Origin of the sequence: Rathayibacter sp. AY1E3 (assembly GCF_002932235.1) — a bacterium.
Classification (GTDB): domain Bacteria; phylum Actinomycetota; class Actinomycetes; order Actinomycetales; family Microbacteriaceae; genus Rathayibacter.
This window is the reverse complement of the sequence record NZ_PSVN01000004.1, coordinates 190,134-200,927: the sequence shown is the minus strand read 5'-3', so window position 1 is coordinate 200,927 and position 10,794 is coordinate 190,134. Positions and strand designations below refer to the sequence as shown.

The window sequence follows — 10,794 nt, the reverse complement described above, 5'->3', positions numbered from 1 at the left end:
GCCGCCAGGCGGGAGCGCGCGGCGGCCGCCGGACGCCGTGGGCAGGGGTGCCGCCCTATGCTCGATCCGGTGACCAGGATCATCGCCGGATTCGCCGGCTCGCTCACCCTCCGGGTCCCGCGCGCGGGCACCCGCCCCACCAGCGACCGCGTGCGCGAAGCCGTCTTCTCGGCCCTCGAGGCCCGGGACGCCCTCGACGGCGCGACGGTGGTCGACCTCTACGCGGGCTCCGGCGCCCTCGGGCTCGAGTCGGCCAGCCGCGGAGCGAGCGCGGTCGTCCTGGTCGAGCGCGACCCGAAGGCCGCGAGGACCGCGGGCGAGAACGCACGGGCGATCGCGACCGCGGCGGCCAAGAACAAGCGGCCCGCCCCGAGGATCGAGGTGGTGACCGGCTCGGTCCGCTCCTTCCTCGACGGCTCCCCGGCCCTCAATACGGACACGGTGTTCCTCGACCCGCCCTACGACCTCGGCGAGGACGACCTGGCCGCCGATCTCGCCGGTGTGCTGCCGCTGCTGCGCGAGGACGCGGTGGTCGTCGTGGAGCGGAGCTCCCGCAGCCCGGAGCCGCGCTGGCCCGCGGGTCTGGAGCGGGAGCGGAGGAAGGACTACGGCGAGACCACGATCTGGTGGGCTTCACCGGCGTCGCCCGTCTCGCCCGCTTCCTCCCCGGCCGGCTGACCGGCCTCAGCCCGCCGCGCCGTCCCAGCCGAGGTACGGGTCCCAGCCCCCGCGCCCCTCGAGCGCGACCCCGCCCAGTCGCACCTCCGGGTCCCCCTCGCGGACGACCCCGAGCGGGACGAAGCCCTCCGGCAGCGCCGCGGCGGGCGGGAAGCACGCGAGCATCGCGTGGTCCTCGCCGCCTCCCAGCACCAACGCCCTCGCCAGGTCGAGGTCCACGCCCTCCACGCCCGTGAGCCCGCGCGCGTGCACGTCGACCGCCGCGGCATCGAGGTCGATCGCCACTCCGCTCGCACGCGCCATCCGACGGGCGTCGAGCACCACGCCGTCCGAGACGTCCATCATCGCGGTGGCGGTCCCGCCCGCGGCCTCGCCCGCGGAGATCGGCGCGGTCGGGCGCAGCTGCGCCTCGAGGAGGGACGGATGCCGCTCGCGGAGCCGGGCGGCGAGGTCGGCCGACGGCTCCCCGTCCCGCCGCGCCTGCTCGAACAGCAGGCGCAGCCCGAGCCCCGCTCGTCCCAGCGGACCGGCCACGGCGAGCACGTCCCCCGGCCTCGCACCGCTGCGGAGCACCGGCGGTCGTCCGTCGAGCGAGCCGAACGCCGTGATCGAGAGCGTCAGCGTCGCGGAGGCGGACAGGTCTCCCCCGACGACACCGCATCCCGGCGCCATCGCGGCGCAGCCGGCGGCGAGTCCGCCCGCGATCCTCTCCAGCACGTCGACGCCCAGCGACTGGGGCGCCGCGAGCGCGACGACGAGCCCGGTGGGACGGGCCCCCATCGCCGCGACGTCGGCGAGGTTCGAGGCCGCCGCCTTCCAGCCCAGGTCCGCCGGGCTCGACCAGGCCAGCCGGAAGTCGGGGCCGTGCACCATCATGTCCGTGGTCACCACGAAGCGGCCGTCGGGAGCCCGCAGCACCGCGCAGTCGTCGCCGGGCCCGACCAGGGTCTCCGCGCCCGGGCCGCCGAGCCGGGCCAGCACCCTCGCGAGCACCTCGCCCTCGCTGAGCTCGGCCAGGGTGGGACTCCGATCCTCTGCCATGGTTCACACGCTAGCGTTGACGGCGATGTCCCCCCGCCGACTCCGCTCCCCCCTTCTCGCCGCCGCCGCCGTCCTGCTGCTCTCGGGCTGCTCGGCCAGCGTCGCGCTCGAGCCCGCCCCCGATGCGACGAGCACCGGCTGCGCGGAGGTCTCGGTGCGCCTGCCCGACGTGGTCGCGGAGCAGCCCGAGCGCGAGACGAACGCTCAGGGCACCGCCGCCTGGGGCACCCCGGCCGCCGTCATCCTCCACTGCGGAGTCGAGGTGCCCGGCCCGACGACGGACCTCTGCGTGAACGTCAGCGGAGTCGACTGGATCATCGACGAGACGCAGAAGGACGAGGACATCTACACGCTGACCACCTACGGGCGCGATCCCGCGGTGGAGATCACCGTCGACCAGAGCCGCGCGTCCGGATCCTCCGCGGCGCTCGACCTGGCGAACGCCGTCTCCTACGTCCCGCAGACGCGCGAGTGCACCGACGTCTCGGACGCCGACACCCTCGATCCGACGGACACGCCCACCGGCTGAGCTTCAGCGTCAGACGCCGAGGGCTCGACTCGCTGCGGTGAGCGCACCATCGGCGGTCGCCCCCAGCTCACGCGCGCGCGACGCGAACACGGCGGCCGCAGCCTGCAGCTCACGCTCCAGCGCATCCACGCCTCCCGCGACGACCGTGCCCGCCCGGCCGCGCGTCTCGACCAGGCCCGCCGACTCCAGCTCCCGGTAGGAGCGGGCGACCGTCCCCGCGGCGACGCCCAGCGTCTCGGCCAGCGCGCGCACCGGCGGCAGCCGCGTGCCGACCGGCAGCTCGCCCGCGGCGATCAGAGCGGTGATCTGCTCACGGATCTGCTCGAAGGGCGCCGCGGCCGCGCCCGCCTCGACGCGGAGCGCGAGCGCCGACGTCATCGGGCGGCGACCGGGACGCGGTCGAGCGCCGAGTCGAGCAGCTCGCTGATCAGGTCCGGGTAGTCCACGCCGCTCGCGCCCCACATGCGCGGGAACATCGAGACCGGCGTGAAGCCGGGCATGGTGTTGATCTCGTTGACGACGAAGCCGTCGGCGGTGAGGAAGAAGTCGACCCGGGCGAGGCCCTCGGCTCCGATCGCGTCGAAGGCGCGGATCGCGAGTGACCGCATCTCGGAGAGCTCGCCGTCGGTGAGATCGGCCGGGCAGACCAGCTCGATGCCGGACGCCCCGAGGTACTTCGCCTCGAAGTCGTAGAAGCCGCGGCCGGTGACGACCACCTCGCCGGCGACGGAGGCGCGGGCCGGAGCACCGCGGCGGCCGCCGAGCACGCCGATCTCTACCTCGCGGCCGACGATGCCCGACTCGATCAGCACCCGCGAGTCGTGCGCGAACGCCTCCTCCAGCGCGGCCTCGAGCTGCTCGCGCTCGTCGATCCGGCTGACGCCCACGCTCGAGCCGGCCCTCGCCGGCTTCACGAACGCGGGCAGGCCCAGCTCGTCGAGGGCCGAGGAGGCGTCGCCCGGGTCGGCGCGCCACTCCGCCTCGGTCACGAGGTACCAGGGCGCCACCGCGAGGCCCGCGGCCCGCAGCACCGTCTTGGTGAAGTGCTTGTCCATGCCGAGAGCCGACGCGAGCACGCCCGAGCCGACGTAGGGCAGCCCGACGAGCTCGAGCATCCCCTGGACGGTGCCGTCCTCGCCCCACGGGCCGTGCAGGATCGGCAGCACCACGTCGACCTCGCCGAGCGAGCGCGTCGCGCCGTCCTCGGTCGTCACGGTGAGCTCACGCGAGAGGGCCGACTCCGGCCAGCGCACACGGGAGCCGTCGTCCTCGACCCGGGGCAGCGACGCGGCGTCGAGAGCGAACTTCTCGGGACGGTCCTCCTCGAGCACGAAGGCGCCGTCGGAGGTGATCCCGACGGGGATCACCTCGAAGCGGTCACGGTCGATCGCCCGCAGCACCCCGGCCGCCGTTGCGCAGCTGATCGAGTGCTCGCTGGAGCGCCCCCCGAACAGAACGGCCACGCGGAGCTTGCTGGTCATCGAGGTTCCTCTCACCCTGTGGCTCGTCCGAATCCGTGGTCAGGTGCGGCGCGATGTCCTTCGGATCGAGCGTACCGGCGAGCACCTGCGACACCTGCTCGACGATGGGCATGTCGACTCCCCTGGCGCGCGCCAGCTCGAGGACCGGCGCGACGGAGGCGAGCCCCTCCGCCGTCTGCTGCATCGACTTCACCACGTCGGTGAAGCTGTAGCCCTGGCCGAGCAGGCGCCCGGCCGTGTTGTTGCGCGAGAGGGACGAGCTCGACGTCGCGATGAGGTCGCCGAGCCCAGCGAGTCCGGCCATCGTCTCGGCCCGTCCGCCGTACGCGACCGCGAAGTCGGTCATCTCGGCGAGACCGCGCGTGATGATCGATGCCTTCGTGTTCTCGCCGTAGCCGACGCCGTCGACGATGCCGATCGCCACGGCGATGAGGTTCTTCAGCACGCCGCCGAACTCGGTGCCGATCACGTCTGTGTTGACGTAGGAGCGGAAGTAGCGGTTGGTCGCCGCGAGGGCCACCTCCTGCGCGGTGACGAGGCTCTCGGAGGCGATGACCGCCGCGGTCGGCTGCTCCTTGGCGATCTCGAGGGCGAGGTTGGGTCCGGAGGCGACGGCGATCCGGTCAGGAGAGACCGGCAGCATCTGCGCGATCACCTCGCTCATCCGCTGGCCGGTGCCCTTCTCGACGCCCTTCATCAGGCTCACCAGCACCGTGCGCTCGGTGAGGAACGGCGTGATCGCCTCGAGGTTGCTCCGCAGCGACTGCGACGGGATGGAGAGGTAGACGTGGTCCGCGCCCTCCAGCGCCTCCTCGATGCGCGGCGTGGCCCGGATGTTGCGCGGGAGGTTGATGCCGGGGAGGTAGTCGCTGTTGCGCTTGGCCTCGGTGATCTCGCGGGCCAGCTCGGCGCGGCGCGCCCACATCACGACGTCGGAGCCGCCGTCGGCGAGGATCTTCGCGAAGGTGGTGCCCCAGCTGCCGGCGCCGAGGACGGCGACGCGGCGGGGCACGGGGACGGGCGCCTTCCTACTGCTCGGACTCAAAGCGACCCGTGTCCTTCTGGTTGTGCTCGGAGGGGTTCCAGCGCTTCTCGGGCGCCGCCTCGCCGCGCAGCTCCTCGAGCAGGGCGGTGATCGCCGCCATCACGACCGCGGAGGCCTCGTTGAGTGTGGCGGAGTCGAGGCTGCGTCCGCGGAAGGCGGACAGGTCGACGGGGTCGCCGACGATCACGTCGACGCGCTTGCGGCGGAAGAGGGTGATCCGCTTGGAGTAGCGGCCCATCAGCTGCTGCGCACCCCAGTGCGCGACCGGGACGACGGGCAGCCCGTACTGCAGCGCCATCCGCACCGCTCCCGTCTTGCCGCGCATCGGCCAGAGCTCGGGGTCGCGGGTGAGGGTGCCCTCGGGGTAGATGATGACCGAGCGGCCCTCGTCCACGAGAGCCTTGGCGGTCTTCAGCGGCTCGCTGCCGCGGACCGAGCCCGAGCGCTCGACGGGGATCTGACCGGAGCCGCGCAGGATCGAGCCGAGCACGGGCACCGAGAACAGCGAGGCCTTGGCGAGGAAGCGCGGTGCGCGGCCGGCGCGCCACAGGGTCCAGCCCGTGATGATCGGGTCGATCTCGCTGTAGTGGTTCGGCGCGAACACGAAGGCCCCGGTGCTCGGGATCTTGTCGCCGTTCCGGATCCGCAGGTCGACCGAGGCGGTCATCACGGGGATCACCGCCGCCGCGAGGAACCAGAAGATGGACGGACGGCTTCGCTCAGACACCCGCCCATCCTCGCATCCCGCATCGGAGGGGCCGCGTCCCCACGCCCGGTAGCAGCGGGGCCCCGCGGTGGGAGGAGCGGCCCGGCCGCCGGGTACGGTACCGGCATGCCCCGTCCGCGTCGCCGCCCGTCGCCATGGGACGCCGTCGGCCGAGCGCTCGGCCGACTCGCCGACTCGCCGATCGCGCTGTCCGGCCTGGTGCTGCTGATCGTGTGGGGAGTCGTGCTGGTCGCCACGCAGGCCGAACGCGATGCGGCTGCGCTCGGCGACGGCCTCCTGCTGACGCTCGCGGTCCTCGTCGGCGGCTCGGCGGCCGTCGCCCTCGCGATCGGCGGGGTCGACGCCCTCTGGCGCGTGGCGGTTGCACCGCTCGCCCACGTCGAGGCGGAGGCGACCGGCGGCGTCGCGGTCCTCGGACGCGGCCGGCTCGGGGCGGGCCTCCGTCGCATCGAGCCGCGGTTCCCGCTGCCGACGCTGCGGCCCTACGCGGTGGTCGTGCCGCGCCGCCGGGGACTGACCGTCTCCTTCGGCGACTGGGGCGTCGTCGTGCCCTGGGCGCGGATCGCGCGGCTGGAGCGGCGGTGGGTGCTGGTGGGCCTGCGTCCGCGCGAGGCCCTCGAGGTCGTCCTGGCCGGGACGCGACGCGGACGCCTGACGCTGGTCCTGGTCGAGTCGCCCGGACCGCTGGGCCTCCGGCCCGCGCCGGAGACGACGCTCGCGCTCCTCGAGAAGCGGATCCGGGGACGCCTGGATGAGGCCGCGGAACCGCCCGCGTGGGGCGCGCCCGGACGCGACAGGACCCCGGGCCGCTGAGGACGGTCGTCCTCCTCGGCACCGGGGTCCCGGTGGGCGGCTACGCGTCGAGCGAGAAGTCGGCGCCCAGCAGCTCGAGCTTGGTGAGGAAGTTCTCGTAGCCGCGGCTGATGATGCCGACGTTCGAGACCGTCGAGGTGCCCTCGGCCGAGAGCGCCGCGATCAGGTGCGAGAAGCCGCCGCGCAGATCCGGCACGACGATGTCGGCGCCGTGGAGCTTCGAGGGTCCCGAGATCACGGCCGAGTGCATGAAGTTGCGCTGCCCGAAGCGGCAGGCCTGCCCGCCGAGGCACTCGCGGTGGATCTGGATGGTCGCGCCCATCTCGACGAGCGCGTCGACGAAGCCGAAACGCTGCTCGTAGACGGTCTCGTGCACGATCGAGACGCCCTTGGCCTTCGTGAGCGCCACGACCAGCGGCTGCTGCCAGTCCGTCATGAAGCCGGGGTGCACGTCGGTCTCGATGATGACCGGCTTGAGCTCGCCGCCCGGGTGGTAGAAGCGGATGCCGTCCTCGGCGATCTCGAACGCGCCGCCGACCTTGCGGAAGACGTTGAGGAAGGTGGTCATCTCCTGCTGGCGGGCGCCGCCGACGAAGATGTCGCCGTCGGTCGCGAGGGCCGCGGCCGCCCAGGAGGCCGCCTCGTTGCGGTCGAAGAGCGCGCGGTGGGAGTAGCCGGTGAGCCGGTCCACGCCCTCGATGCGGATCACGCGGTCGGTGTCGACCGAGATGATGGCGCCCATCTTCTGCAGGATGTTGATCAGGTCCATGATCTCGGGCTCGATCGCCGCGCCCGAGAGCTCGGTGATGCCGGAGGCGCGCACCGCGGTCAGGAGGACCTGCTCGGTCGCTCCGACGCTCGGGTAGGGCAGCGACACCTTGGCGCCGTGCAGGCCCTCGGGGGCCGACATCCGGATGCCGGAGGGCAGCTTCTCGATCACCGCGCCGAAGTTGCGGAGGACCTCGAGGTGGTAGTCGATCGGGCGGTCGCCGATGCGGCAGCCGCCGAGGTCGGGGATGAACGCCTCGCCCAGGCGGTGCAGCAGCGGGCCGCAGAAGAGGATCGGGATGCGGCTGGAGCCGGCGTGCGCGTCGATGTCGGCGAAGTGCGCGGACTCGACGTTCGAGGGGTCGAGGATCAGCTCGCCGACCTCGGCGCCCTGCTTCACCTTGACGCCGTGCACCTCGAGGAGGCCCTTCACGACGCGGACGTCGCTGATGTCGGGCACGTCGCGGAGGGTGGACGCGGTCTCGCCGAGGAGCGCCGCGACCATCGCCTTGGTGACGAGGTTCTTCGCTCCCTTGAGCTCGATGCGCCCCACCAGCGGCCGACCGCCCTTGATGGTGATCCGCTCCGTCGTCATCCCCACCCGTGCTCCCGACGCCTTGGCGTCCTGCAGGGCCTTGGCGTCCTGAAGAAGTGTGTTCACGCTATTTCACCGGCAATGTCTTGGGCCGCCAGCTCTCGCGGCGGGTCTCGAATTCGGAAATGAGCGCTTCGTCGCGCAGGGTCAGGCCGATGTCGTCCAGGCCCTCGATCAGGCGCCATCGAGTGTAGTCGTCGATCTCGAAGTCGAAGGTCTCGCCACCGGCGGTGACCGTACGCGCAACCAGATCCACCGTCGGTTCTATTCCCGGGGTGCCCTCGATGATCTCCCACAGCCGCTCGACGTCGGGCTCCGAGACGACGGCCGCGAGCAGTCCCTGCTTGCCGGCGTTGCCCCGGAAGATGTCGCCGAAGCGGGGGGAGATGACGACCCGGAAGCCGAAGTCGCGCAGCGCCCAGACGGCGTGCTCGCGGCTGGAGCCGATGGCGAAGTCGGGGCCGGCGACGAGGATGCCGGCGCCGCGGTAGCGCTCCTGGTTGAGGACGAAGTCCGCGTCCTGCCGCCAACCGTGGAAGAGCGCGTCCTCGAAGCCGGTCTTCGTGATGCGGCGGAGGTAGATGCCGGGGAGGATCTGGTCGGTGTCGACGTTGGCGCGCTTCAGGGGCGCGGCGATCGCGGTGACGGTCTCGAACTTCTGCACGGTCAGACTCCTGCTCTCTCGCGGACCGGCTCCAGATCGGAGGGACTGGAGAGGGTGCCGCGCACGGCCGTGGCCGCGGCGACGAGGGGCGAGACGAGGTGGGTCTTCGCCCCCTTGCCCTGACGACCCTCGAAGTTGCGGTTGGACGTGGAGGCCACGCGCTCCCCCAGGACGAGCTGGTCGGTGTTCATCCCGAGGCACATCGAGCAGCCGGCGAAGCGCCACTCCGCGCCGAACGCGGTGACGATCCGGTCGATCCCCTCGGCCTCGGCCTCGAGCCGCACCCGGGCGGAGCCGGGGACGACCATCACGCGGACGCCGGGGGCCTTGGTGCGCCCCTCGACGACGGCAGCGAAGGCCCGCAGGTCCTCGATCCGCGAGTTGGTGCAGGAGCCCATGAAGACCACGTCGACCGGGATCTCCTTCATCGGCGTGCCGGGCTCCAGCGCCATGTACTCCAGCGCTCGCAGAGCGCTGGCGCGCTCGTTCGGATCGTCGAGGACGTCAGGGTCCGGTACCGCCTGCGAGAGCGAGACGCCCTGGCCGGGGTTCGTGCCCCAGGTGACGAACGGCTCGAGCGCGTCGGCGTCGATCACGACCTCGGCGTCGAACACGGCGCCCTCGTCGCTCGGCAGCGTCCGCCAGTAGGCGACCGCGGCGTCCCAGTCCTCGCCCGCCGGAGCGTGCGGGCGGCCGTGCAGGTAGGCGAAGGTCGTCTCGTCCGGCGCGACCATGCCGGCCCGCGCACCCGCCTCGATCGACATGTTGCAGATCGTCATCCGGCCCTCCATCGAGAGCGCGCGGATCGCGGAGCCGCGGTACTCGAGGATGTAGCCCTGGCCGCCGCCGGTGCCGATGCGGGCGATGACCGCGAGGATGATGTCCTTGGCCGTCACCCCCTCCTTCAGCGTGCCCTCGACCGTGATCGCCATCGTCTTGAAGGGTTGCAGCGGCAGCGTCTGCGTCGCCATCACGTGCTCGACCTCGCTCGTGCCGATGCCGAAGGCGATCGCGCCGAACGCGCCGTGCGTGGAGGTGTGCGAGTCGCCGCAGACCACCGTGACGCCGGGCATCGTCAGGCCCAACTGGGGGCCGACGACATGCACGATGCCCTGCTCGACGTCGCCCAGGGAGTGCAGGCGGACGCCGAACTCGCCGGCGTTGCGGCGCAGCGCGTCGATCTGGGTGCGGCTGATCGGATCCTCGATGGGGCGTCCGATCTCGAGGGTCGGCGTGTTGTGGTCCTCGGTGGCGATGGTGAGGTCCGGCCGGCGCAGCGGGCGCCCCGCGGCACGCAGGCCGTCGAACGGCTGCGGGCTGGTCACCTCGTGCAGCAGGTGCAGGTCGATGTAGAGCAGGTCGGGAGCGCCGTTCTCGCCCGCGACGACGACGTGGTCGTCCCAGACCTTCTCGGCGAGGGTGCGCGGCTTCTCGGCTCTCCTGCCGGTCCCTGCTCCACTCGACGCGGGCGCGGCTGTGCCGGGTGTGGTCTCGATCATGACGGTTCCTTCTCCTCCTGGAGTCGCTGCTCGGCCGGGCGAGGCACCGCGACGAGGGAGGCCGTCAGTTCGAGGTCTCGTCGCGGCACGGAAGGAGGTGCGGGCCACTCAGCATGGACCGAGAATAGCACCGCGCTCCCCCGCCTCCCGGGCGGGCGCGGCACGGAGTCGCCCGGCTCAGGCGCGGGCGTCGAGCACGGCGTCGACGACGACGACGGTGACGTTGTCCCGTCCGCCGGCCTCGACCGCCGCACGCACGAGCGCCTGAGCGAGGTCGGCAGGGTCGCCGGAGTCGCGGCGGGCGAACAGGGCGGCGATCCGCTGGTCGGAGAGCTCCTTCGTCAGCCCGTCGGAGCAGAGCAGGTAGCTGGCGCGCGGCACGACGGGCAGCGTCCAGACGTCCGTCTCGACCTCCTCGTCGGCGCCGAGGGCGCGGGTGACGATGTTGCGGTCGGGATGCGACTCCGCCGACTCGGGGGTGAGCAGGCCGGCCGAGACGAGCTCCTGCACGGCGGAGTGGTCCACCGTCAGCTGCTGGAGTTCGGCACCGTCCCAGCGGTAGACGCGGGAGTCCCCGACGTTGAACAGCGCCCAGCGGGCCGGGCCCGCGGGCTCGGGGAGCACGAGCATCAGCCCGGTCAGCGTCGTGCCGCAGAGCGCACCGCCCACGTCGAGCGCGCGCACGGCCGTGTTGGCGCCCTCCACCAGGTCGAACACCGCGTCCACCGGACCCAGGCTCGTCGGCCGGTTCTCGCGCAGCGCCTCGACGGCGGCTGCGCTCGCGAGGTCCCCTCGTGCGTGCCCGCCCATCCCGTCCGCGACTGCCAGGAGCAGCTCGTCGGCGAGGAGGGCGTCCTCGTTGACGCGGCGGACGGCGCCGACGTCGGTGCTGCTGCTGACGGCGAGCCGCAGCGCCCCCTGGGGCAGGTCGACCGTGGTCGTCGTCATCGCGGG

At 72.8% G+C, this 10,794-nt stretch carries 12 protein-coding genes; 3 read left to right on the top strand and 9 right to left on the bottom strand.

Going from position 1 to position 10,794, the window contains the following annotated elements; all coding sequences use genetic code 11:
• The first annotated feature begins 69 nt into the window (after nt 1–69).
• Nucleotides 70–678: an RsmD family RNA methyltransferase gene (locus C5C53_RS05235; protein ID WP_104233802.1), complete on the top strand. Its 609-nt coding sequence runs from the start codon at nt 70–72 to the stop codon at nt 676–678.
• 6 nt (nt 679–684) lie between these two features.
• On the opposite strand, the gene thiL is transcribed toward C5C53_RS05235, so the two are convergent.
• Nucleotides 685–1,719, bottom strand: a complete 1,035-nt coding sequence (gene thiL / locus C5C53_RS05230) for a thiamine-phosphate kinase (protein WP_104267001.1) — start codon at nt 1,717–1,719, stop codon at nt 685–687.
• Between the two features lie 25 nt (nt 1,720–1,744).
• Between thiL and C5C53_RS05225 the strand changes: the two genes are divergently transcribed.
• Nucleotides 1,745–2,248 carry a DUF3515 domain-containing protein gene (locus C5C53_RS05225; protein WP_104267000.1) on the top strand — a complete coding sequence of 168 codons (504 nt, stop codon included), beginning with the start codon at nt 1,745–1,747 and terminating at the stop codon, nt 2,246–2,248.
• A gap of 9 nt (nt 2,249–2,257) precedes the next feature.
• Here C5C53_RS05225 and C5C53_RS05220 read toward each other — a convergent pair whose 3' ends face one another.
• Genes C5C53_RS05220 through C5C53_RS05205 form a run of 4 tightly spaced genes read right to left on the bottom strand, consistent with a single transcriptional unit; the run spans nt 2,258 to nt 5,501 of the window.
• Nucleotides 2,258–2,626, bottom strand: coding sequence for a GntR family transcriptional regulator (locus tag C5C53_RS05220; protein ID WP_104266999.1), 369 nt, complete (start codon nt 2,624–2,626; stop codon nt 2,258–2,260).
• Nucleotides 2,623–3,729, bottom strand: coding sequence for a D-alanine--D-alanine ligase family protein (locus tag C5C53_RS05215; RefSeq protein WP_104223094.1), 1,107 nt, complete (start codon nt 3,727–3,729; stop codon nt 2,623–2,625). Before C5C53_RS05215 ends, C5C53_RS05220 begins: the two co-directional genes overlap by 4 nt.
• Nucleotides 3,626–4,741 carry an NAD(P)H-dependent glycerol-3-phosphate dehydrogenase gene (locus C5C53_RS05210; RefSeq protein WP_181067828.1) on the bottom strand — a complete coding sequence of 372 codons (1,116 nt, stop codon included), beginning with the start codon at nt 4,739–4,741 and terminating at the stop codon, nt 3,626–3,628. The genes C5C53_RS05215 and C5C53_RS05210 overlap by 104 nt, the downstream gene beginning before the upstream one ends.
• A 16-nt stretch (nt 4,742–4,757) precedes the next feature.
• Nucleotides 4,758–5,501, bottom strand: coding sequence for a 1-acyl-sn-glycerol-3-phosphate acyltransferase (locus C5C53_RS05205; RefSeq protein WP_258068090.1), 744 nt, complete (start codon nt 5,499–5,501; stop codon nt 4,758–4,760).
• 105 nt (nt 5,502–5,606) lie between these two features.
• Between C5C53_RS05205 and C5C53_RS05200 the strand changes: the two genes are divergently transcribed.
• Nucleotides 5,607–6,314 carry a hypothetical protein gene (locus C5C53_RS05200; protein WP_104266997.1) on the top strand — a complete coding sequence of 236 codons (708 nt, stop codon included), beginning with the start codon at nt 5,607–5,609 and terminating at the stop codon, nt 6,312–6,314.
• Nucleotides 6,315–6,354: 40 nt separating this feature from the next.
• On the opposite strand, the gene murA is transcribed toward C5C53_RS05200, so the two are convergent.
• The 4 genes from murA to C5C53_RS05180 form a co-directional block, all read right to left on the bottom strand.
• Entirely contained in the window at nt 6,355–7,677 is a 1,323-nt protein-coding gene (murA, locus tag C5C53_RS05195; RefSeq protein WP_167299052.1) for a UDP-N-acetylglucosamine 1-carboxyvinyltransferase, read from the bottom strand.
• Nucleotides 7,678–7,744: 67 nt separating this feature from the next.
• The gene (leuD, locus tag C5C53_RS05190) at nt 7,745–8,341 is read right to left on the bottom strand and encodes a 3-isopropylmalate dehydratase small subunit (RefSeq protein ID WP_104223089.1); all 597 of its coding nucleotides are present in this window, start codon (nt 8,339–8,341) and stop codon (nt 7,745–7,747) included.
• A 2-nt stretch (nt 8,342–8,343) separates the two neighbouring features.
• A complete protein-coding gene (leuC, locus tag C5C53_RS05185; RefSeq protein ID WP_104223088.1) occupies nt 8,344–9,840 on the bottom strand; it encodes a 3-isopropylmalate dehydratase large subunit in 1,497 nt (498 codons plus the stop codon).
• A 177-nt stretch (nt 9,841–10,017) separates the two neighbouring features.
• Complete coding sequence (locus C5C53_RS05180; protein ID WP_104223087.1) at nt 10,018–10,788, bottom strand: PP2C family serine/threonine-protein phosphatase; 771 nt, start codon at nt 10,786–10,788, stop codon at nt 10,018–10,020.
• Between the last annotated feature and the right edge of the window lie 6 nt (nt 10,789–10,794).

What these genes read in the sequence shown, in the direction of transcription:
- murA (WP_167299052.1), bottom strand. Translation starts at nt 7,677, where the DNA reads ATGACGACGGAGCGGATCACCATCAAGGGCGGTCGGCCGCTGGTGGGG.
- C5C53_RS05180 (WP_104223087.1), bottom strand. Translation starts at nt 10,788, where the DNA reads ATGACGACGACCACGGTCGACCTGCCCCAGGGGGCGCTGCGGCTCGCC.
- C5C53_RS05220 (WP_104266999.1), bottom strand. Translation starts at nt 2,626, where the DNA reads ATGACGTCGGCGCTCGCGCTCCGCGTCGAGGCGGGCGCGGCCGCGGCG.
- C5C53_RS05225 (WP_104267000.1), top strand. Translation starts at nt 1,745, where the DNA reads ATGTCCCCCCGCCGACTCCGCTCCCCCCTTCTCGCCGCCGCCGCCGTC.
- thiL (WP_104267001.1), bottom strand. Translation starts at nt 1,719, where the DNA reads ATGGCAGAGGATCGGAGTCCCACCCTGGCCGAGCTCAGCGAGGGCGAG.
- C5C53_RS05200 (WP_104266997.1), top strand. Translation starts at nt 5,607, where the DNA reads ATGCCCCGTCCGCGTCGCCGCCCGTCGCCATGGGACGCCGTCGGCCGA.
- C5C53_RS05215 (WP_104223094.1), bottom strand. Translation starts at nt 3,729, where the DNA reads ATGACCAGCAAGCTCCGCGTGGCCGTTCTGTTCGGGGGGCGCTCCAGC.
- leuC (WP_104223088.1), bottom strand. Translation starts at nt 9,840, where the DNA reads ATGATCGAGACCACACCCGGCACAGCCGCGCCCGCGTCGAGTGGAGCA.